A 21861-nucleotide genomic window follows, 5' to 3' on the forward strand; every position below is an offset into this window, starting at 1 on the left:
CGCTTACGCTTGAAACGGGGAAAGCTTGTATGGACAAAGTCATCGTTATCACCGGCGGCAGTCGCGGCATCGGTGCCGCCACAGCCCTGTTGGCCGCCGAACAAGGGTATCGGATCTGCATCAACTATCAGTCTGATGAACAAGCGGCCCAGAGCGTGCTGGATAAAGTCCGCGCACTGGGCGCTGAAGCCATCGCCGTGCGTGCCGATGTCAGCATCGAAGATGAAGTGATCGCGTTGTTTCACCGGGTCGATACCGAGCTCGGCCGGGTCACCGCACTGGTGAACAACGCCGGCACCGTGGGACACAAGTCCCGTGTCGACGAAATGTCCGAATTTCGTATCCTCAGAACCCTCAAGACCAATGTGCTGGCGCCCGTTCTGTGCGCCAAGCACGCGATTCTGCGCATGTCGCCCAAGCACGGCGGGCAGGGCGGCAGCATCGTCAATGTGTCTTCGGTCGCCGCCCGCCTGGGCGCGCCCAACGAATACGTCGACTACGCCGCTTCCAAGGGTGCACTCGACACCTTCACCATTGGCCTGTCCAAGGAAGTGGCCGGCGAAGGCATTCGTGTCAACGCCGTACGTCCCGGCTACATCTATACCGATTTCCATGCGCTGAGCGGCGATCCTGATCGGGTCAGCAAACTGGAGTCGGCGATACCCATGGCCCGGGGCGGGCGGCCGGATGAAGTGGCCGAGGCGATTATCTGGTTGCTGTCGGACAAGGCGTCCTATGCGACCGGGACTTTCGTTGATTTGGGCGGTGGACGTTAGATCACAGGATTGTCGCTCCCACAATTGACCGAGTCGCCCTGTGGGGGCGAGCCTGCTCGCGATAGCGTCCTTTCAAGCGACATCTGAACGTCAGAAGGACCTGACAATCCGCCCCAACGTCTCCATCGCCTTTTCCGCAGCCTCGTTCCACGGGCTCCCGTAATTCAATCGAATGCAATTCCTGAACCTTTGGGTCGGCGAGAATATAGGCCCCGGCGCAATGCTGATGCCCTGGGCCAACGCCATCTGAAACAACTTCAGCGAATCCATCTGCTCCGGCAATTCCAGCCATAAAAAGTAGCCCCCCGCCGGTTGACTGACGCGAGTCTGTGCCGGGAAATAGCGGGCAATGGCTGCGAGCATCGCGCTTTGCTGTTCTTCCAGCGCGTACCGCAGTTTGCGCAGGTGCCGGTCATAACCGCCGTGCTGCAGGTAGTCGGCGATGGCGGCCTGAGCCGGCATCGAGGCGCAAAGCGAGGTCATGAGCTTCAGGCGTTCGATTTTTTGCGCGTAGCGGCCGGCGGCCACCCAGCCAATGCGATAACCGGGAGCAAGGCTTTTGGCGAAGGAGCCGCAATGCATCACCAGGCCTTCGGTATCAAACGCCTTGGCCGGTTTCGGTGCCTGTTGACCGTAATACAACTCGGCGTAGACATCGTCTTCGATCAGCGGTACTTGATGGCTACGCAGCAGTTCCACCAGTTCCTGTTTTTTCGCCTCGGGCATGGTGGCGCCCATGGGGTTCTGGAAACTGGTCATGCACCAGCACACCTTGATCGGGTGACGTTCCAGGGTTTGTGCGAGCACGCCGAGGTCGATGCCGTCGCGCGGATGCACCGGGATTTCCACGGCTTTGAGTTTCAGTCGCTCGAGAATCTGCAGGCAGGCATAGAACGCCGGGGCTTCGATGGCCACCAGGTCGCCGGGTTGGGTCACGGCTTGCAGGCACAAATTCAGCGCTTCCAGTGCGCCGTTGGTGATCAGCAGTTCTTCCATGGGCAGCATCAGCCCGCCGACCATGTAGCGCAGGGCGATTTGCCGACGCAACTGCGGGTTGCCCGGCGACATGTCGGTCACGACCATGCGCGGGTCCATCGCGCGGCTGGCGCTGGCCAGCGACCGCGACAACCGTTGCAATGGAAACAGGGTCGGGCTGGGGAACGCCGAGCCGAAGGGCACGGTGTTCGGGTCCTTGATCGAATCGAGGACCGAGAACACCAGTTCGCTGACATCGACTTCGGTCGATTCGTTGACCTGGCTGCTGATCTCCGGCTCGGAAAACGGCCGCGGTGCATGGGCATTGACGAAATAGCCGGAGCGCGGCCGGGCGCGGATCAAGCCGCGGCGCTCAAGCAGGTAGTAGGCCTGGAACACCGTGGAGGGGCTGACGCCGTAGGTCTGGCTGGCGTAGCGTACCGATGGCACGCGCTGCCCGGGGCCGAGAACACCGGAGCGGATCAGTTCAGCGATGTCATCGGCGAATTTTTCGTAGCGTTTCATCGGTATCCCGCGATGGAATCGAATCGAATGACTGTGGCCAGGGCGCTTGTTCCCTGACCACAAAGGTTGGCATCTTAAAGACTCAACGGTTCATTGGCGCTACAAAGCGACTTTTGGCCACGCTGTAGATGCCGGGCTCGTCGCTGTCGACGATTTTGAAGCTGATGCTTTTCGAGCTGCTTTCCGGCCGTTCCATCGTCATTGCCACCGACACCGGCACATCGACGATCTCGCCGGGCGCCAGGCTCAGTTCGGTTTTGCCCTGTAACTGGAAACCGTCGCCGTCGACCAGCGTCAGGTGGTAGTCCTGGCGCTGCTGGGTCTTGTTGATCACTTTCAGGCTGTAGATGTTTTCGATCAGCCCCTGACTGTTCTCGCGGAACAGGCCGCGGTCCTTGCTCACGTCCAGCGACACCATGGGTCGTTCGACCAAGGCCAGCACCAAAGCGCCGATCATCACCAGCAGCACGGCGGTGTAGCCGATCAGCCGTGGCCGCAACAGGTGAGTCTTGCCACCTTGCAACTGATGTTCCGAGGTGTAGCTGATCAGCCCGCGAGCGTAGCCCATTTTGTCCATGATCGAATCACAGGCGTCGATGCACGCCGCGCAGCCGATGCACTCCATCTGCAAGCCGTCGCGGATGTCGATGCCGGTTGGGCACACTTGCACGCAGAGTTGGCAATCAATGCAATCGCCCAGCCCGACTTCCGCCGGTTTGACCTCACGCTTGCGCGGGCCACGGTTCTCGCCACGGGCGACGTCGTAGGAAATGGTCAGGGTGTCTTTGTCGAACATTACGCTCTGGAACCGCGCATAGGGGCACATGTGCATGCACACCGCCTCACGCAGCCAACCGGCATTGATGTAGGTCGCCCCCGTAAAGAACAGCACCCAGAACAGGCTGACGCCACTCAGTTGCAAGGTCAGCAGTTCTTCGGCCAGCGGCCGGATCGGCGTGAAGTAGCCGACGAAGGTCAGTCCGGTCAGCAGGCTGATGGCCAGCCACAGCGTGTGCTTGGCCGAACGGCGCATCAGTTTGTTCAAGCCCCAGGGCGCGGCTTGCAGCTTGATGCGCTGGTTACGTTCGCCCTCGGTGATTTTCTCGCACCACATGAAGATCCAGGTCCAGGAGCTTTGCGGGCACGTATAGCCACACCAGACCCGGCCGGCGAACACGGTGATCGCGAACAGCCCGAACGCGGCAATGATCAACAGGGCCGAAAGCAGGATGAAATCCTGTGGCCAGAACGTCGCGCCGAAGATGTGGAATTTGCTTTCGGACAGGTCCCAGAGCACCGCTTGGCGGCCACCCCAGTTCAACCACACGGTGCCGAAGAACAGCAGAAACAGAAAACCGGCACCGCTCAGGCGCAGGGTGCGGAACAAACCGGTGAAGCTACGGGTATGGATCAGGTTGTCACTGGTCTTGACCTTCATCTTTGGGCGTGAAGGTTCATGGATTCTTACGGTCGGGGCGCTTTCTACGGTTCGGACGGGGATTCTCTCGCTCATGGTCTTTCGCTCATCAGCCTCCATCAGGCATGAGCACTATGAGCGGCCATCTGTTTGCATAACAGACTCAGGTATTGCAATAAAAACCAGATCAGATGGGTGCCGCGTGCTCCCCTGCGACAAGTTGAAGCACCTTTCGCAACGGGACGCAGGCGGCTATATCAGGTGTTTTCGGCCGATGTTGATCCCGGTCAGTCAAATCACCGAATCACTGTCGGTCGCCTTTAGATGCCGGCGTCCATCCTTCGCGCCGGCGACGGTCAATGCGTCGGCTTCAGCTTCGGTGATGTAAATGTGCTGGCCGTTGATGTCCACCGCAGACATGGCTTTTTCCGCGTCGGTAATGATGGTGACGTCAGTACATAAACGAATCTCTTCGCCGTTTTCGATGGTAAAGAAGCAAGTCTGGTTTTCGATGCGCACGGTCATGGACGTGTCCTTTTTCAGAGGGCTCTACAGTGTTAGGGCACGCCCGGCGGCCATCGTTCTGTGCAACCGATTAATGGTCGGTGCTGTCCACCCTCCATGACCTTTTTCAAGGACCACGCCATGAACGCCTGGTGGCACGAAGTCTGGGTGACCCTGCAAGCCGAATTCGCCGACATCGCAGATGCCTCGCAATTGACACGCATCACCGTGCGCTTGTTGATCGCCGCGATCCTGGGCGGCATTCTCGGCTTCGAGCGCGAGAGCAAGGGCAAGGCCGCCGGCGTGCGCACCCACATGCTGGTGGCACTCGGCGCGGCGCTGTTTGTGCTGGTGCCTCAGATGTCCGGTTCCCAGGCCGATGCCATGAGCCGGGTTGTGCAGGGCATCATCGCCGGCATCGGCTTCCTTGGCGCCGGCACCATCCTGAAAAACCAGGAAGGCGACGAAGGTCAGGTCAAGGGCCTGACCACCGCGGCCGGCTTATGGATGACCGCCGCCATCGGCGTGTCCGCCGGGTTGGGCAGGGAGGCGACGGCGGTGTTCAGTACGGTGTTGGCGTTGGTGATTTTCAGTGTGGTGCCGAGGATCGTGAAGATGCTCGAAAGGAAGAACGACCACTTGTAGGAGCGAGCCTGCTCGCGATGGTCGTTAACGATTACGAGGGAAACCAGACACTCAGCGGTGCTCGTTATTCCAATGCAATCGGGCTCGCTCCTACAGGTACAACGGTGAAACATCGTCAGCCTATGGTCATTCCGGCGTAACTATCACCGGCGGCATGGTCTTAGGCGGTTCTTCCCGTGGTGGCGTGGTGCTGGGCGGATCCTGCTCAGGAACAGGTTGCGGGTCCGTCGGTGGGATCACCGGGTTGTCGATATTCGGATCGGGTGTTTCTCCAGGGAATGGATTGGTCATGGTCTAGCCTCCAGTGGCACATGGCGTGAGTCGTGCTTAAGTTGATTGACCGCCACACCACGGATTTGATTCCGGCCAATTGCCGATGAACTTTTCCGGGCCCCCGGCGCTCGGAACCTAAGTGAGTTCATTGGGATGACAACCAGACACAAGAGCGTCCTTGGGGCGTAAAGGAGAGATGCTCGATGACGGCTGAAAAACCTACTGAGTTGAGCTACAACCCGCACATGCCGCTGTCACAGGCGCTTTTACTGCCACGAATCGTGATTGAAGACACCATGCCGACCCTCGACGGTGGGCAGTTTGCCGTCAAGGCCGTGGTGGGGCAGGAGGTGGTGGTGACCAGCAAAGTGTTTGCCGACGGTCACGACAAGCTCGCGGTACGGGTGCGTTGGCGCTCCGAGGGCGATGAGGTCTGGCGCAGCGAAGTCATGACCGACCTGGGCAACAATGGCTGGCAAGGCCGGTTCCGCGTCGAAGATCAGGGGCGTTATGTGTTCTGTATCGAAGCCTGGATCGATCAATTTGCCAGTTTCCGCTACGAGCTGGAAAAAAAGCACATGGCTGCGGTCCCCGTCAGCCTGGAATTGCAGGAAGGCCGCCATCACGTTCAGCAAGCTGCCGAGCGCACCGAGGGGCAACTGAGCGAACAACTGGCGGCGTTGCACCATCAATTGTCCGGGTTGCTCGAAACCGAGCAGGTCGCTTTGTTCCTGCACCACCGTAGCGCCGATTTGATGGCCCAGGCCGATCACCGTGCCTACCTGAGCCTGAGCCCCGAGTATCCGGTTGATGTCGAACGCGAACTGGCGCAGTTCGCCAGTTGGTATGAATTGTTTCCACGCTCGATCACCGACGATCCAGCGCGCCACGGCACCTTCAACGACGTGCATTCGCGTTTGCCGATGATTCAGGACATGGGCTTCGACGTACTTTATTTCCCGCCGATTCACCCGATCGGTCGCAGCTATCGCAAAGGCCGGAACAACTCCCTGAGCGCCGGGCCGGACGACCCCGGCAGCCCTTACGCCATCGGTAGCGAAGAGGGCGGCCATGAGGCGATTCATTCGCAACTGGGCACCCGCGAAGACTTCCGTCGGCTGGTGGTGGCCGCGTCCGAATACGGGTTGGAAATCGCCCTCGACTTCGCCATTCAGTGCTCCCAGGACCATCCGTGGCTCAAACAGCATCCCGGCTGGTTCAACTGGCGGCCGGACGGCACGATCAAATACGCCGAGAACCCGCCGAAGAAATACCAGGACATTGTCAACGTCGACTTCTATGCCGCCGAGGCGATTCCCAGCTTGTGGATTGAGTTGCGCGACATTGTGGTGGGCTGGGTCGAGGAGGGCGTGAAGCTCTTTCGCGTCGACAACCCGCACACCAAGCCGTTGCCGTTCTGGCAGTGGCTGATCGCCGATGTGCGTGCGTTGTATCCCGAGGTGATTTTTCTCGCCGAAGCCTTTACCACGCCGGCCATGATGGCCCGGTTGGGCAAGGTCGGTTACTCCCAGAGCTATACCTATTTCACCTGGCGCAATACCAAACAGGAACTGGCGACCTATTTCACCGAGCTGAACGAATCGCCATGGCGCGAATGCTACCGGCCGAACTTCTTCGTCAACACGCCGGACATCAATCCAGCGTTCCTGCACGAGTCCGGGCGCCCCGGGTTTCTGATTCGTGCGGTGCTGGCAACGATGGGCTCAGGGTTGTGGGGCATGTATTCCGGGTTTGAGCTGTGTGAGTCGGCAGCGATTCCGGGCAAGGAGGAGTACCTGGACTCCGAGAAGTACGAGATCCGCCCGCGGGACTTCACCGCGCCGGGCAACATTATCGCCGAGATTGCCCAGCTCAATCGCATCCGCCGGCAGAACCCGGCGCTGCACACGCATCTAGGCCTGAAGGTCTACAACGCCTGGAACGACAATATTCTGTATTTCGGCAAGCGCAGCGTCGATGGCAGCAATTTCATCCTGGTGGCCGTCAACCTCGATCCACATCACCCGCAGGAGGCGAGTTTCGAATTGCCGCTGTGGGAAATGGGCTTGCCCGACGATGCCGCGACCCACGGCGAAGACTTGATGAACGGCCATCGCTGGACCTGGTACGGCAAGTACCAGTTCATGCGGATCGACCCGGCGCACCAGCCGTTCGGGATCTGGCGGATTACCGCGTCCTGAGTCCACCACAGTGAATAACCACGCTTGAATGGGTGGTCGGCTCAGAGGTTATTTCGAATTCGACAGGAGTTTCCAATGGCGAAGAAACCCAAGGCAGCGACCTTCATCAAGGACCCGCTCTGGTACAAGGACGCAGTGATCTATCAGGTTCATGTCAAATCGTTTTTTGACTCCAACAACGACGGGATCGGCGATTTTCCCGGCCTGATCGACAAGCTCGATTACATTGCCGACCTCGGCGTCAACACCATCTGGCTCTTGCCGTTCTACCCCTCGCCACGGCGCGACGATGGCTACGACATCGCCGAATACCGGGGCGTGCACAGCGATTACGGCACTATGGCCGACGCCAAGCGCTTTATCGCCGAGGCGCATAAACGTGGATTGCGGGTGATCACCGAACTGGTCATCAACCACACTTCGGACCAGCACGCCTGGTTCCAGCGTGCCCGCAAGGCCAAGAAAGGTTCGGCGGCGCGGGACTTCTACGTGTGGTCCGATGACGATCAAAAGTACGACGGCACGCGCATCATCTTTCTCGATACCGAAAAGTCCAATTGGACCTGGGACCCGGTCGCCGGCCAGTATTTCTGGCACCGTTTCTATTCCCACCAGCCGGACCTGAACTTCGATAACCCGCAAGTCATGAAGGCAGTGCTGTCGGTAATGCGTTACTGGCTCGACATGGGCATCGACGGTCTGCGCCTGGACGCGATCCCTTACCTGATCGAGCGCGACGGCACCAACAACGAAAACCTGCCCGAGACCCACGACGTCCTCAAGCAGATCCGCGCGGAAATCGACGCCAATTACCCCGACCGCATGTTGCTGGCCGAGGCCAATCAATGGCCCGAAGACACGCAGTTGTATTTCGGCAACACAGACAAACAGGGCCTCAACGGCGACGAATGCCACATGGCCTTTCACTTTCCGCTGATGCCGCGCATGTACATGGCGCTGGCCCAGGAAGATCGCTTCCCGATCACCGACATTTTGCGCCAGACCCCGGAGATTCCGGCCAATTGCCAGTGGGCGATATTCCTGCGCAATCACGATGAACTTACCCTGGAAATGGTCACCGACAAGGAACGCGATTACCTGTGGAACTACTACGCGGCCGACCGTCGGGCGCGGATCAACCTGGGGATTCGTCGGCGACTGGCGCCCTTGATGGAGCGTGACCGACGCCGGGTGGAATTGCTCAACAGCCTGCTGCTGTCGATGCCTGGCACGCCGACGCTGTACTACGGCGATGAAATCGGCATGGGCGATAACATCTACCTCGGTGACCGCGACGGTGTGCGCACGCCGATGCAATGGTCGATCGACCGCAACGGAGGCTTTTCCCGCGCCGACCCGGCCAGCCTGGTGCTGCCGCCGATCATGGACCCGCAATACGGTTACCTCTCGGTCAACGTCGAAACCCAGGCCGGCGACCCGCATTCGCTGTTGAACTGGACCCGGCGCATGCTCGCGGTGCGCAAGCAATCCAAGGCGTTCGGGCGCGGCACGTTGAAAATGCTCTCGCCGACCAACCGCAGGATCCTGGCTTACACCCGGGAATTCACCGGGGCGGACGGCAAGCACGAAATCATTCTGTGCGTGGCCAACGTGTCCCGCAGTGCGCAGGCCGCTGAGCTGGACTTGTCGGCCTACGTCGGCATGGTGCCGGTGGAGATGCTTGGCGGTAACGCGTTTCCGCCGATCGGACAGCTGAATTTTCTCCTGACCCTGGCCCCTTATGGCTTCTATTGGTTCGTCCTGGCGACGGAAAACCAGATGCCGAGCTGGCACGTGGAGCCGGCCCAAAGCTTGCCGGACTTCACCACGCTGGTGCTGAAAAAACGCATGGAAGAACTGCTCGAAGCCCCGGCGCGACGTACGCTGGAGCAGGACATCTTGCCCAACTGGCTGCAAAACCGCCGCTGGTTCGCTGGCAAGGACGCGGCCATCGAGCAGGTCCATCTGGCCTATGGTGTGCGTTTTGGTGATGCCACGCACCCGGTGCTGTTGAGTGAAATCGAAGTCACCAGCGGTGGCCAGACCAGTCGTTACCAACTGCCGTTCGGCTTCATTGCCGAAGACCAGGTCGGGACGGCATTGCCTCAGCAACTGGCACTGTCACGGGTTCGACGTGGGCCGCAGGTCGGCTTGATCACCGATGCCTTCAGTCTCGAGAATTTCATCCGCACCGTGTTGCAGGGCATGCAGGACCAACGGGTGCTGCCTTCGGACGGTGGTGAGATCCGCTTCGAGCCGACCGCCGAGCTGGCCAGGCTGGGGCTGACGGCTGAATCGGAAGTGCGTTATCTGTCCGCCGAGCAATCGAACAGCTCAGTGGTGATCGGCAACAGCCTGGTGTTGAAGCTGATCCGCAAAGTCGCCTCCGGTGTGCACCCGGAACTGGAAATGAGCGCGTATTTGACTCAGGCCGGTTTCCGCAACATTTCACCGTTGCTGGGCTCGGTGGTGCGCCGGGATGCCAAGGGCGAGGACAACTTACTGATGATTGCACAAGGCTACTTGAGCAATCAGGGCGACGCCTGGGAGTGGACGCAGAACAACCTGGAGCGGGCGCTGCGCGACGAACTGGCGGACGCCATGTCCGAACAGGAACAACACTACAACGCCCTCGGTGAATTGAAAGATTTCGCGGCCATGCTGGGGCAGCGCCTGGGGGAAATGCATCAGGTGCTGGCCGCGCCGAGCGACAACCCGGATTTCGCTCCGCACCTCACTACGCAAAAAGAGGCACTGGCGTCGACCAGGGATGTCGTGGCACAGATCGAGCATGCGCTGAAGTTGCTCAAACAGCATCAAACCGAACTGAATCCGGCGGACAAAACCCTGGTCAGCCGTTTACTGGATAACAAAAAAGCCATCCTCAGTCATGTGCAGGTACTGGGCAGAAAGTCCGCGGGAGGTCTGAAAATCCGCGTGCATGGCGACTTGCATCTGGGGCAGGTACTGGTGATCAAGGGCGATGCTTACCTGATCGACTTCGAGGGCGAACCGGCGCGGCCGTTGCATGAACGACGAGGCAAACACAGTCCCTATAAAGATGTAAGCGGCGTTTTGCGATCTTTCGACTACGCTGCGGCCATGGCGATCAACGTGCATAACGTTGATAACACTGCTGAAGCCCGGGCGGCTCGCCAACGGGTTTCCGATCGCTACTTGAGCGAAGCGCGGCAAGCATTTGTCGACGCTTATCGGCTGGCGGCAGCTAGTCTTGGTCATGCATGGCAAGATCCTGAAGGCGAGGACGCCGCGCTGGCGTTATTCGGCCTGGAGAAGGCAGCGTACGAAGTGGCCTACGAGGCAGAGAACCGCCCCACATGGCTGTCCGTGCCATTGCACGGTTTGTACGGGTTATTGAACGGGCTTAAACCCTTTTCCGATCTTGGTGGAGAGTAGTCATGAGTTTCTCGAACAAGGAACAGGGTCAGTACAAAGAAGCCCTGCTACCCAGGGCGCGGGACATCGATGCGCTGGTGCGCGCCGAACATCACGACCCCTTTGCAATTCTCGGTCCCCACGGCGATGGCGCCGGTGGACAGTTCATTCGGGCTTATCTGCCGGACGCCTTGAGCGTACAGGTGGTCGCCAGGGACTCTGGAGAAGAACTCGGCAATCTGGAACCGACGCAGACACCGGGGTTATTCGTCGGGCACTTCGACCGGGCGCAGCCCTATCGGCTGCGCACCCGCTGGGCCGGTGGCGAGCAGATCGCCGAAGACCCGTACAGCTTTGGTCCGCTGCTCGGCGATATGGATCTATACCTGTTCGCCGAAGGCAATCACCGCGACCTGAGCAGCTGCCTGGGTGCGCAACTGATGACGGTCGACGGTGTCGACGGCGTACGTTTCGCCGTGTGGGCGCCGAATGCCAGGCGGGTGTCGGTGGTCGGTGATTTCAACGTCTGGGATGGTCGCCGCCATCCGATGCGTCTGCGTCATCCCACCGGAGTCTGGGAGCTGTTCATTCCGCGCGTGCAGGCGGGGGAGGCGTACAAGTACGAGATTCTTGGCAAGGACGGAATCCTGCCGCTGAAGGCCGACCCCATGGCCCTCGCCACGTCCCTGCCGCCGGACACGGCCTCGAAAGTGGCCCCACCGCTGACGATCGACTGGCAGGACCAGGAATGGATGCAGTCCCGTGGCGAGCGTCAGCGCCTGACGGCGCCGCTGTCCATTTACGAACTGCACGCCGGCTCGTGGCAATGCGAGCTGGATGATCTGGGCGAAGTGGCTCGCCAGTACACTTGGCCGGAACTGGCCGAGCGGCTGATTCCGTATGTGAAGGAACTGGGCTTCACCCACATCGAGCTGATGCCGATCATGGAGCACCCGTTTGGCGGCTCGTGGGGTTACCAGTTGCTCTCGCAATTTGCCACCAGCGCCCGCTACGGCACCGGGGATGAGTTCGCGGCCTTCGTCAATGCCTGCCACCAGGCCGACATCGGTGTGATCCTCGACTGGGTGCCGGCGCATTTCCCGACCGATACCCATGGCCTGGCGCAATTCGACGGCACGGCGCTGTACGAGTACGGCAATCCACAGGAAGGCTTTCATCAGGATTGGGACACGCTGATCTATAACCTCGGCCGCACCGAAGTGCATGGCTACATGCTGGCGTCGGCGCTGCACTGGCTCAAGCATTTCCATGTCGACGGCCTGCGGGTCGATGCCGTGGCGTCGATGCTGTATCGCGATTACTCGCGCAAGGCCGGTGAATGGGTGCCGAATCGCCATGGTGGTCGGGAAAACCTCGAAGCCATCGACTTCCTGCGCCACCTCAACGACGTCGTGGCACTGGAAGCGCCCGGTGCCCTGGTGATCGCCGAAGAGTCCACCGCTTGGCCGGGCGTCAGCCAGAGCACGCAACAGGGCGGCCTGGGCTTTGCCTACAAATGGAACATGGGCTGGATGCACGATTCTCTGCATTACATCCAGCAGGATCCGGTGTACCGCGCCCATCACCACAACGAGCTGAGTTTCGGCCTGGTCTACGCCTGGTCCGAGCGCTTCATCCTGCCGATCTCCCACGACGAAGTGGTGCACGGCAAGCATTCGCTCATCGACAAAATGCCCGGCGACCGCTGGCAGAAATTTGCCAACCTGCGGGCTTATTTGAGCTTCATGTGGGCGCATCCGGGCAAGAAACTGTTGTTCATGGGCTGTGAGTTCGGTCAGTGGCGCGAGTGGAATCACGATCAGCAACTCGATTGGTACTTGCTGCAGTACCCCGAACACAAAGGTGTTCAGAAGCTGGTGAGCGACCTCAATCGGCTGTACCGCGAAGAGCCGGCGCTGCACGAACAGGATGATGTACCGCAAGGGTTCCAGTGGCTGATCGGCGATGACGCCATCAACAGCGTGTATGCCTGGTTGCGCTGGAGCAAGGACGGCAAGCCGGTGCTGGTGGTGGCGAACTTCACCCCGGTGCCGCGTGAGGCTTATCGCATCGGTGTGCCATTTGCCGGCCGCTGGGCCGAGTTGATGAACAGTGATTCGGCGACCTATGCCGGCTCCAATTACGGCAACAGCGGCGGGGCGTTCACCGAGGAAGCGCCGAGTCATGGTCAGGCGCTGTCATTGGTGCTGAATCTGCCGCCGTTGGCGGTGCTGATGTTGCGCCCCGAGGGCTGATCCGAAAACGCCTCGCCACATCGCGAGTCAGCTCGCTCCGACAGGTTCCGTGTGACCCTTGTGGGAGCGAGCTTGCTCGCGATGGCGTCAGCCCGGTGAACAGTCTTTTCGAGGTCTGACCCTCACCACCGCATCCGTACACCCAGGCTGGCGATCAACCCGTTCAAATCATTTTGGTCGACGTCACTGCTGTAATCGGCGCTGACGTACAGGCTCACGGTCGGGGTCATTCTGGCCACCAGGCCCAATCCCAGCTCTACCGTCGACGAGTTCCGGCTGCTGCTGATCTTGTCGACCTGATCGAGGGTCACGGTATTGCCGGTGTTCACCGTGTGCCACAAGTTGGTCCGCACGTAGGGCTCCACGGGCAGGCCATTAATGTCGTAACTCCCTTTCAGTTTGGCGCCGACCCGGCCGCTCCACGACGACAAGTCGATGGAGGAGGCATTGCCCGAGCCTGCGTAAGGGGTGTCCAGGGTGATCCGTTGATTGATCAATTGCGCTTGGGGTTCAACCACCCAGTGTTCGCCCAGGCTGATGGGGAATCCGCCTTCCATCGACAGCGTCATCGCGCTGCCCTCGGCGGCTTGCCGCACACCCTGCTCGTTGCGCGTATAGCCATTGACCCGGCCGCCACTGGCCGTCAAGTCCACGTGCCAGCCTTGTGGCCCGATCAGGCTCCAGTAGGCGCCGAGGCTTTGGCCTTGCAGGCTGAAGCTGTCTCTGTTGGAGTCGGATTGGGCGCGATTGGTAAACAAGCCCGTGCTGTTGCCCTGGATCATGCTGGTGCCACCGATCAGGCCAACCCGCTGAGTACGGCCACTGCCGCTTTCCAGGGTCACGAGTGCCGGGCCTTTGAGTTGACCGGCACCGGAAGTGGAAAGGCCTTCGGCGAGAACATCGTTTTGTGCCCGGCGCGAGGCCTGTCCGTACACCTGATCCCAGGCAGCAGGCGAGGCATCTTCGGTCGTCAGGTGCGAACTTCGAAGATCGGGCATGGCGCTGAAACGGTCGGGATACGTGGAAACTTGTGCGGGTAAGGAGAGCACCGGGACGTCCTGGCGATACCAGGGCGAAGTATCTTCCTCGACAGGCGAGGCCTGCACTTCCATGGAAGAGCACAGCAGGAGTGAGCTCGAGACTGTGCAAAAAGTGATTTTGATCTCTTGTTGGGTGAGTGAAGTTTTCATGGGGGTCTACCTTGCAATCGCATGCCGTTCTCGCTTTGCCGTCTCTCCTACCCCGAATGAGGGGCGACCGATGGATGGGGGCAAGCCGGGGGCCGCCCGTGTATATGGGTGACTTGGGGGGCTTGCCCCTGATTGTGGTTCCGGGGGTAGTAACGTGAATTCAAGGAGACCGCTGCCACTGCGTCAAGAAAATGGCCGATAAGTGGTAGGGGTATTTTAGGGGGTGTAAGTGACTGATTTTTTGGTGCTCAATAAGTTCTTGTTTAATGGCGGAAACGCCAAAAAAGTCAGGAGCTAGAGCCTTTGCTCAGTTTTACCAACTTATCCTGATACCGGCATTTCCCATCGTTCCCCGCAGGTGCTGACTGTCGATATTGCTGGAGAAGTCGGCACTGGCGTACACGCTGACGGAGGGCGCCAGCGTCAGCACGGCACCGATACCGAGATCGGCGTAGGAAGATTTTTGCTCGGTGTCGATGTCGGTGTTTCCGGCAAAGGTGACCGTATCGGTGCCGGAAAACGTGTGCCACAGGTTGGCTCGCAGATAAGGTTCCAACGGCAAGCCACTGACCTCGTAGCGGCCCTTGAGCCGGGCGCCGAGGCGGCCGGTCCAGGCTGGATCGGAATCGAACGATACCCGCGAGATTCCATCGTTCTGGCTGTCGAGGCTAACGTTCTGATGGATCACCTGCGCTTGGGGTTCGATTACCCAGTCGCCTGCCAGGGGGAAGGGGTAACCGGCCTCCACCGAGAGCGTCACCACGTGCCCCTTGTTATCGAGCTTGAGGCCGCGCTCGGAATGGCTGTCGCCGTCGAGCCAGGTGTACATCGCCACCGTGTCGATGTACCAGCCCCTGGCGTCCGTCAGGGTCCAGGATGCACCGAGGCTGTCACCTCGCAGCTCGACCTTGCCCGCGCGTTTGCCTTCGAAGCCCTGGTTGAAGCCGTCGACATCACCCTTCAAGCGGCTATGGCCGACGAAGAACCCGCTGCGTTGGGTTTGGCCCTCGGACGTCTGCGAGGCGTACAGATCGTTGCCCACCTGGAAGCCGTCAAGCGAACCATCGAGCCGTGGCGTGACGGTGCCGGCCCATGTCTGGTCGACATTCTTGCCATAGACACGACCCCATCCCGCGCCGAAGGTCCCGGTTTCGCTCAGCAGGCGTTGATCGCCCTGGCGATCGTGGAAAGTGCCCAGGGCGGTCAGGGTCAGTTGCGCAGCCGCTGGCGGCAAGACGGACCAGATCGGCACTTCCTGGCGGTACAGGGGAATGGGAGCGGCGCCGGGTTGGGCGTTGGGCAGTGGCGGGCTACCGGCAGCGGCGACCGGCGTAGCCACCACTGGCACAAGAATCGGCGGCAGGGCCGGGTCGGGGTTCGGGACGGCCACCAGCGGCACGGCGACGACGGAGGAGCGCAGGTACCAACTGTTTTCGCTGCCGGCGGTGATACCGCCCTTGTACAAGACGTAATCGAACGCACCCGCCGACACTGGCGTTTTCAGGGTAAAGGCGCCGTTGTCGCTGATGGCCGTCCCCTGGGCCTGAACCACCTGGATGCCATTCTGCCGGGTCAACGCGCCAACGCCACCGAGGTTGCTGACGCTGATCGAGGTGGTGCCGGTCAAGGTGCCGTCGATGATCACCAGCTTGTCACTGGGCGAATTGTCATCGCCCACGGCACTTTGCAAAAGCAGTTGCCCGTTGTTGCCCGAATAATTGCCCTGTACGGTCAGGGCATCATTGGTGCGCGTATTGCCGCTGCTCAGGTCGATCACCCCGGCGTTGTTCAGGGTCGCGCGCTGGCCCGCAGTGGCGGGCACGATGCTGCCCTGGCTGGACGTCAGTACGCTGCTGCCATCGATGTTGAATACACCCGTGCCGCTGCTGCTGTCACCGAGCACGAAATTGCCGGCGAGGTCGAATTGCGAACCGTTGTTCAGGTTGACGGTTTCCCAATCGATGTAACGGGCGGCGCCGGCGGATGTGGTGTGGTCGAAGGTTAATTGATCGGTGCCCGTGCCACCGTCGATGCTCGGGGTCAGGGCAAGGGTGGTTTCATTCAGATTGCGCACAATGGCTGTGTCATTGCCATCGCCCATCAGGATCGCCGAGCGGATGATGCCGCCACCGTCCCACAGAAGTGTGTCATTGCCGGCGCTGGCGCGGATTTCACCGGCGATCTCGCCGCCTGTCACCGTAATGTTGTCATTGCCACCGCTGACACTGATGTTGCCGCCAATTCGTCCGCCCGCCACGATGATGGTGTCGTTGCCAAATCCGGTGACCAGATTTCCCAGGATCTGCCCGCCGGACATATCGAACGTATTGTCGTCGAGCTTCATGTCTACCCGGCCGATGGTGCCTCCGGTCATCTTCGCGAAGTCACCGTCTTCGAAGGCGCCGACGATCGTCCCGCCGGTCATCAGGAAATTGTCGAAGCCCTCACCTTGCGCCAGAGACTGGATGCGTCCGCCGTTCATGATGAAGGTGTCGATACCGTTGTGCTGATGGACTTCGCCGGTGATCACCCCGTTGTTGATTTGCAAAGCATTGGCGCCGTCGCCCTGGTCAAGTACGCCAGCGAGGGTGCCGGAGTCCATTTTGACGGTGTCGTTGCCGCTGCCAAACGTCACGTTGCCATTGATGGTGCCGGTGCCATTGGCGGGGAACGTCAGGGTGTTGTTGCCCGCCAGATCGGTCAGCGGTCCACTGGTGGCGCTGTCACAGACGAAGTTATCGTTGCCAGCGGTAGGGGTGAGGGTGCAAGCGGCGAGGGTGGAAGGTGACCAACCGGCACACAGCCAGAGGGAAAAGGCGCAGGCGGTGTAACGGTACTTGGGAAGATCTGGCCATGGATTCATGCTCGTCTCCGCATCGGGACCGGCGGCTGATTGGCCACGGCCTCAGCGTCGGCCGTGCGTCAGCCACTCTCGGCAGCGCGAGTTGCGAGATAGCATCGGGAGGCAATCTCCCGTCATCCAGATTTCTTCGGCAACGCTCGCTACGTTGTTTGCCTATCCATAGGGTCTTTCCTGCGGATAGGGGCAACGTAGCAGCAGCGTCTAGTTGTATCTACTGTCAGAAATACCAGAAATGACCAGCGTTGCGGCTGATGCAACGGTTTTTCAGGGCGATTTAAACCGTCACAAATGCACTTCCACCGCCAACGGCAGGTGATCCGACAGGTGCGTCCAAGGTTTGCTTCCGAGGATTGTCGGGTGATGGCTACTGGCATTGCGCAGGTAAATGCGGTCCAGGCGCAGCAGGGGAAACCGCGCTGGATAGGTTTTTGCGGGGCGTCCGTGGTGGCGTTCGAAGGCTTCATGCAGGTCGTCACGACGGGCGAGGGCGGCGTTGCCTTGCAGCTGCCAGTCGTTGAAGTCGCCGGCAATGATCACCGGCGCGTCGACAGGCAGGGACTCAAGCAACTGACAGAGCAGCTGCAATTGCAGTTGGCGATGGCTTTCCAGCAAGCTCAGATGAACGCAGATCGCATGAACCTCGGCGTGGCCCGGCACATCGAGTACGCAATGCAGCAGTCCACGCCGTTCCGGGCCGGTGATGGAAACGTCGAGGTTGCGGTGTTCGCGAATCGGGTATTTCGACAACAGGGCATTGCCGTGATGGCCATCCGGGTAGACCGCGTTGCGCCCGTAGGCAAAATCGCTCCACATGCTGTCGGCGAGGAATTCGTATTGCGAGGTGGCCGGCCATTGGTTGTAGCGCGAGGAGTGACGCTCGTGTTCGCCCACCACTTCTTGCAGGAACACCAGATCCGCCGACGTACTGCGTACCGCTTCACGCAGTTCCGGGAGGATGAAACGCCGGTTGAGGGCGGTAAATCCCTTGTGGGTATTGACCGTCAGCACGCGCAGTCGATGGATGGCCGGGGGTGTGTTCGAGGGCACTGATTCAATCGTGTCGCGTTTGGGATTGCGGACCACTTTCACGCCTCTGAATCCGGGTTGCTTATGTATGCGACTGATACACAAGCGGGCAGTTCAGTTTGAGTCAGGTAAGGGGCGTCCTCACGCGCGCATTGGCTGTCGGTCGTGTCAGACAAATACGATTTCGTAAGGCAAACGCATCCGCTCCAGCAACACCCGTGGCAGCATCGGTGCAAGGCCGATCGCCGGCTCGCCATCGAGTTGGCTGGCATAGGCGTGGGTGGCGTGGCTTTTGCGCGCGACCGTCCAGCTGTCCAGGCGTACCTTGCGCGCGCGATGCCAGGGGATAGAGCCGTAATCACGCGCTGGCCAGTGCCAGGCCCAGACCGGCACTTCATGGAACGTTGCACCGGCCATGTTCGCGGCATTGGCGCTGGCGCGGCCCACGGCGTCGTGGTCGCTGACGCCATCCTCGCTCCAGGTGCTGAATACCACGTCGCCGGGGCGCAGGTAGCGCGCAATGAATTGCGTCAGCTTCAGTTCATGTTCGGCCAAGGCGTTGTCGGTAAAGCCGCCACGAATCCATTTCAGGCTATGCATGGGCAACCCGAGGCGACGCAGGGCTTCGACACTTTCCTGGGAGCGAAACACACTGAGGCGTTTTTCCGACCACTGCCGGGATCCCTGATGGCTCGCGCTGCCGTCAGTGACCGAGATCAATTGCAGCGGATGAGCGCTGGCGCTGAGCAACTGCAGCAGGCCGCCGCAGGTCACCACTTCATCGCCGGGATGCGGGGCGATCACGACGGCGCGAGCGCCAGGGGGGACCAAGGACTGAGTACCGATTACCGGAATGTTCTCCAGTTGCGGGGCGCTGTTCCAGATTTGTCCCGACTGGCTGCTTTCACAGAGGGATACAGGTTTCATGGGCTACGTCCTTGTTCCTTATTGCCTTCAGTCGTGCGCAAGGCTTGTGCATGACAAGCCGGCAGACCCGTGAGGGCGGGTTGATAGCAATGCGCGGCGCTCCGAACCCTGGAGCACCGCGCATCGAGTATTGCTCATGGACGCCTATTCGTCGATCTGAAACAAATTTTTATCCGCCGGGAGTCCGGCTCATTTCAATCCTCTTCTTCATGCTGCAGTTCGAACAGCAGCAGTGAACGGCCAGTCACCGAATACTCGTGGCCGAACTCGAAGCGCTCCTGGCCGCGAATCGACGGTTGATTGGTATCGACCATGCAGGTCCAGAAGCCGCCATCGGGCACTTCCGGCAAGGTGAAATTGACGATGTCATGATGGGCATTGACCACCAGCAACAGGGTGGCGTCGGCCCCTTGGCGGCGAATGCCGGTTTCCTGCGCACGTCCGTCCAGCAGCATGCCCAGGCAACGATTGTGCGCATCATGCCAATGCTCGGTGGTCATCTCGCTGCCATCCGCGGCCAGCCAGGTGACGTCCTTGACGCCGATATCCTCATTGAAATTGCCGACCAGGAAGCGCCCGCGGCGCAGGATCGGATAGGCCAGGCGCAACTTGATCAGGCGTTTGACGAATTTGAGCAGGGCCTTGCCGTCTTCACTCAGGTCCCAATTGACCCAGCCGATTTCGCTGTCCTGGCAATAGGCATTGTTGTTGCCGTCCTGGGTGCGGGCGAATTCGTCACCGGCCACCAGCATGGGCGTGCCTTGGGACAGCAGCAGCGTGGCAAAGAAATTGCGCATCTGCCGCTGGCGCAGCTCATTGATTTCCGGGTCGTCCGTAGGGCCCTCGACCCCATGGTTCCAGGACAGGTTGTTGTTGCTGCCGTCCTGATTGTTTTCGTCGTTGGCTTCGTTGTGCTTGTCGTTGTACGACACCAGGTCGTTGAGGGTGAAGCCATCGTGGGCGGTCACGAAATTCACCGAGGCATAGGGCCGTCGGCCACGGTGGTTGAACATCTCGCCGGACGCGGTCATGCGACTGGCGAAATCTGCCAATTGTCCATCGTCGCCTTTCCAGAACGCACGCACGGTGTCGCGAAACTTGTCGTTCCATTCCACCCAGCCGGGCGGGAAGTTGCCGACCTGATAGCCGCCGGGGCCGCAATCCCAGGGCTCGGCGATCATCTTCACCTGACGCAGCACCGGGTCCTGGCGACAGGCCACGAGGAAGCTGTGACGCTCGTCGAAGCCATCGTGGTAGCGCCCCAGAATGGTCGCCAGGTCAAAGCGGAAGCCATCCACGTGCATCTCCTTCGCCCAGTAGCGCAGGGAGTCGGTGACCATTTGCAGGACACAGGGATGGCTCAGGTCCAGGGTGTTGCCGGTGCCGGAATCGTTGATGTAGAAGCGCTTGTCGTCAGGCATCAAGCGGTAATAGGAGGCGTTGTCGATGCCACGCATCGACAGGGTCGGGCCTTGTTCGTTGCCCTCGGCGGTGTGGTTATAGACCACATCCAGGATCACTTCGAGGTTGGCTTCGTGCAGGTGCGCGACCATTTCCTTGAATTCGGCGATCTTGCCGCTGGCCAGGTAACGCGGGTCGGGGGCGAAAAACGCAATGCTGTTGTAGCCCCAGTAGTTGGTCATGCCCTTGTGCAGCAGATGCTGGTCGTTGACGAAGGCATGAATCGGCAGCAGCTCCACGGTGGACACGCCGAGCTTGCGGATATGTTCCAGGACGTCGTCGACCATCAACCCGGCGAAGGTGCCGCGCACGTTCTCGGGGACGGAAGGGTGACGCATGCTGATGCCGCGCACGTGGGTCTCATAAATGATCGTTTTGTCCCACGGTACGCTGACCCGGTGATCGTGGCCCCAGGTGTGCGCCGGGTCGATGACTTTGCATTTGGGGACGAAGGGCGCGCTGTCCCGTTCATCGAAACTGAGGTCGGCGTCGGGATGGCCGATGGTGTAGCCAAACAATGCCTCGGACCATTTCAACTTGCCGACCAGTTGCTTGGCGTAGGGGTCGATCAACAGCTTGTTGTGGTTGAAGCGGTGACCGTTGGCGGGTTCGTAAGGGCCGTAGACGCGGTAGCCATAGATTAGCCCTGGATGGGCGTCAGGCAAGTAGCCGTGGAAGGTCTCGTCGGTGTATTCCGGCAGTTCGATGCGTTCGAGCTCGACTTCGCCGGCATCATCGAAAATGCACAGTTCGACCTTGGTGGCGTGGGCGGAGAACAAGGCAAAATTGACCCCCAGACCATCCCAGGTCGCACCCAGTGGAAAGGGCAGGCCTTCACGAATTCGCGAGGCCTCGACTTGAGGGGCTGGCGCGGCTTTCTTCGGATTGGGCATAGGTGCTCCTGCAAAGTGAGGTACAAAAACGCCGCAATCTGTGGGAGCGAGCCTGCTCGCGATTGCGGAGTGTCAGGTAACGCATGTGTCGAGGGTAACCGTCCTCGCTAGCAGGCTCGCTCCCGCAGGGCTTTGTTGAGGGTGAGCATCCCTCGGTGGCGAGCGGACTCGCCACGAGTTCGATCAGGAAAAAGTCCGAGCCAATCAGCTCGTCGGCGGTTTTCGCGCGGCGCGAGGCTTTTTCCCGGCGGCTTTTTCTCCGGTTGGCATCTCGGTCGAGGCTGCCGCCGGCTTGGCCTTGGCTTTTGGCGCTGCCGCCTTGACCTCGCCAGTCTTGCCATTGGCGGTTTTGCTGACGGCCGGTTTACCCGCAGGCGCTTTTGCCGGTTGTTTCGGCGCCAGCGCTTCAGCTTCGGCAAGTTTGCGTGCCATCTCCCAGTGACGGCTTTCCTGGCCTTCGGGTTTCCCTTCGGACTCCCAGATCTGATAGGCAAATTCGCGGATGCGTTTATCGTCGGTACTCATCGCAATGCT

Annotated in this window: 15 protein-coding genes; 5 read left to right on the forward strand and 10 right to left on the reverse strand. The window is 60.3% G+C overall.

Going from position 1 to position 21861, the window contains the following annotated elements; genetic code table 11:
- Window positions 1-29: 29 nt before the first annotated feature.
- The gene (locus GQ39_RS06895; RefSeq protein ID WP_047528466.1) at window positions 30-776 is read left to right on the forward strand and encodes an SDR family oxidoreductase; all 747 of its coding nucleotides are present in this window, start codon (window positions 30-32) and stop codon (window positions 774-776) included.
- Between the two features lie 90 nt (window positions 777-866).
- On the opposite strand, the gene mapR is transcribed toward GQ39_RS06895, so the two are convergent.
- The 3 genes from mapR to GQ39_RS06910 form a co-directional block, all read right to left on the reverse strand.
- A complete protein-coding gene (mapR, locus tag GQ39_RS06900) occupies window positions 867-2276 on the reverse strand; it encodes a GntR family transcriptional regulator MpaR (RefSeq protein WP_047528467.1) in 1410 nt (469 codons plus the stop codon).
- Between the two features lie 82 nt (window positions 2277-2358).
- Window positions 2359-3789, reverse strand: coding sequence for a cytochrome c oxidase accessory protein CcoG (gene ccoG / locus GQ39_RS06905; RefSeq protein WP_047528469.1), 1431 nt, complete (start codon window positions 3787-3789; stop codon window positions 2359-2361).
- Window positions 3790-3984: 195 nt separating this feature from the next.
- Window positions 3985-4218: a DUF3203 family protein gene (locus tag GQ39_RS06910; RefSeq protein ID WP_047528472.1), complete on the reverse strand. Its 234-nt coding sequence runs from the start codon at window positions 4216-4218 to the stop codon at window positions 3985-3987.
- A gap of 120 nt (window positions 4219-4338) precedes the next feature.
- Between GQ39_RS06910 and GQ39_RS06915 the strand changes: the two genes are divergently transcribed.
- Window positions 4339-4842: an MgtC/SapB family protein gene (locus tag GQ39_RS06915; protein ID WP_047528473.1), complete on the forward strand. Its 504-nt coding sequence runs from the start codon at window positions 4339-4341 to the stop codon at window positions 4840-4842.
- 126 nt (window positions 4843-4968) lie between these two features.
- On the opposite strand, the gene GQ39_RS32965 is transcribed toward GQ39_RS06915, so the two are convergent.
- Complete coding sequence (locus GQ39_RS32965; RefSeq protein ID WP_167361820.1) at window positions 4969-5133, reverse strand: hypothetical protein; 165 nt, start codon at window positions 5131-5133, stop codon at window positions 4969-4971.
- A gap of 185 nt (window positions 5134-5318) precedes the next feature.
- On the opposite strand from GQ39_RS32965, the gene GQ39_RS06920 reads away from it, so the two are divergent.
- From GQ39_RS06920 to glgB, 3 genes are all read left to right on the forward strand, one after another.
- Complete coding sequence (locus GQ39_RS06920; protein WP_047528475.1) at window positions 5319-7316, forward strand: alpha-1,4-glucan--maltose-1-phosphate maltosyltransferase; 1998 nt, start codon at window positions 5319-5321, stop codon at window positions 7314-7316.
- 75 nt (window positions 7317-7391) lie between these two features.
- The gene (gene treS, locus GQ39_RS06925; protein WP_047528476.1) at window positions 7392-10733 is read left to right on the forward strand and encodes a maltose alpha-D-glucosyltransferase; all 3342 of its coding nucleotides are present in this window, start codon (window positions 7392-7394) and stop codon (window positions 10731-10733) included.
- Window positions 10734-10735: 2 nt separating this feature from the next.
- On the forward strand, window positions 10736-12967 hold the full coding sequence (gene glgB / locus GQ39_RS06930) for a 1,4-alpha-glucan branching protein GlgB (RefSeq protein WP_047528477.1): 2232 nt from the start codon (window positions 10736-10738) through the stop codon (window positions 12965-12967).
- A 122-nt stretch (window positions 12968-13089) separates the two neighbouring features.
- On the opposite strand, the gene GQ39_RS06935 is transcribed toward glgB, so the two are convergent.
- The 6 genes from GQ39_RS06935 to GQ39_RS06960 all read right to left on the reverse strand — a co-directional run bounded on the left by GQ39_RS06935 (window position 13090) and on the right by GQ39_RS06960 (window position 21852).
- A complete protein-coding gene (locus tag GQ39_RS06935) occupies window positions 13090-14157 on the reverse strand; it encodes an autotransporter outer membrane beta-barrel domain-containing protein (protein WP_047528478.1) in 1068 nt (355 codons plus the stop codon).
- A 313-nt stretch (window positions 14158-14470) separates the two neighbouring features.
- Window positions 14471-17020 carry an autotransporter family protein gene (locus GQ39_RS06940; protein ID WP_047528479.1) on the reverse strand — a complete coding sequence of 850 codons (2550 nt, stop codon included), beginning with the start codon at window positions 17018-17020 and terminating at the stop codon, window positions 14471-14473.
- A gap of 282 nt (window positions 17021-17302) precedes the next feature.
- On the reverse strand, window positions 17303-18103 hold the full coding sequence (locus GQ39_RS06945; RefSeq protein WP_047538510.1) for an endonuclease/exonuclease/phosphatase family protein: 801 nt from the start codon (window positions 18101-18103) through the stop codon (window positions 17303-17305).
- A 111-nt stretch (window positions 18104-18214) separates the two neighbouring features.
- A complete protein-coding gene (locus GQ39_RS06950; protein WP_047528480.1) occupies window positions 18215-18973 on the reverse strand; it encodes a PIG-L deacetylase family protein in 759 nt (252 codons plus the stop codon).
- A 194-nt stretch (window positions 18974-19167) separates the two neighbouring features.
- Entirely contained in the window at window positions 19168-21327 is a 2160-nt protein-coding gene (gene glgX / locus GQ39_RS06955; protein WP_047528481.1) for a glycogen debranching protein GlgX, read from the reverse strand.
- Between the two features lie 204 nt (window positions 21328-21531).
- Window positions 21532-21852: a DUF2934 domain-containing protein gene (locus GQ39_RS06960; RefSeq protein ID WP_047528482.1), complete on the reverse strand. Its 321-nt coding sequence runs from the start codon at window positions 21850-21852 to the stop codon at window positions 21532-21534.
- Between the last annotated feature and the right edge of the window lie 9 nt (window positions 21853-21861).

The organism is Pseudomonas sp. 11/12A (assembly GCF_000800055.1).
GTDB classification, from domain to species: domain Bacteria; phylum Pseudomonadota; class Gammaproteobacteria; order Pseudomonadales; family Pseudomonadaceae; genus Aquipseudomonas; species Aquipseudomonas mohnii.

Excerpts from the sequence above, each read along its gene's own strand:
- mapR (WP_047528467.1), bottom strand. The coding sequence starts at position 2,276 with ATGAAACGCTACGAAAAATTCGCCGATGACATCGCTGAACTGATCCGC.
- GQ39_RS06950 (WP_047528480.1), bottom strand. The coding sequence starts at position 18,973 with ATGAAACCTGTATCCCTCTGTGAAAGCAGCCAGTCGGGACAAATCTGG.
- treS (WP_047528476.1), top strand. The coding sequence starts at position 7,392 with ATGGCGAAGAAACCCAAGGCAGCGACCTTCATCAAGGACCCGCTCTGG.
- GQ39_RS06940 (WP_047528479.1), bottom strand. The coding sequence starts at position 17,020 with ATGAATCCATGGCCAGATCTTCCCAAGTACCGTTACACCGCCTGCGCC.
- glgB (WP_047528477.1), top strand. The coding sequence starts at position 10,736 with ATGAGTTTCTCGAACAAGGAACAGGGTCAGTACAAAGAAGCCCTGCTA.
- ccoG (WP_047528469.1), bottom strand. The coding sequence starts at position 3,789 with ATGAGCGAGAGAATCCCCGTCCGAACCGTAGAAAGCGCCCCGACCGTA.
- GQ39_RS06960 (WP_047528482.1), bottom strand. The coding sequence starts at position 21,852 with ATGAGTACCGACGATAAACGCATCCGCGAATTTGCCTATCAGATCTGG.
- GQ39_RS06910 (WP_047528472.1), bottom strand. The coding sequence starts at position 4,218 with ATGACCGTGCGCATCGAAAACCAGACTTGCTTCTTTACCATCGAAAAC.
- GQ39_RS06895 (WP_047528466.1), top strand. The coding sequence starts at position 30 with ATGGACAAAGTCATCGTTATCACCGGCGGCAGTCGCGGCATCGGTGCC.
- GQ39_RS06935 (WP_047528478.1), bottom strand. The coding sequence starts at position 14,157 with ATGAAAACTTCACTCACCCAACAAGAGATCAAAATCACTTTTTGCACA.
- glgX (WP_047528481.1), bottom strand. The coding sequence starts at position 21,327 with ATGCCCAATCCGAAGAAAGCCGCGCCAGCCCCTCAAGTCGAGGCCTCG.
- GQ39_RS32965 (WP_167361820.1), bottom strand. The coding sequence starts at position 5,133 with ATGACCAATCCATTCCCTGGAGAAACACCCGATCCGAATATCGACAAC.
- GQ39_RS06915 (WP_047528473.1), top strand. The coding sequence starts at position 4,339 with ATGAACGCCTGGTGGCACGAAGTCTGGGTGACCCTGCAAGCCGAATTC.
- GQ39_RS06920 (WP_047528475.1), top strand. The coding sequence starts at position 5,319 with ATGACGGCTGAAAAACCTACTGAGTTGAGCTACAACCCGCACATGCCG.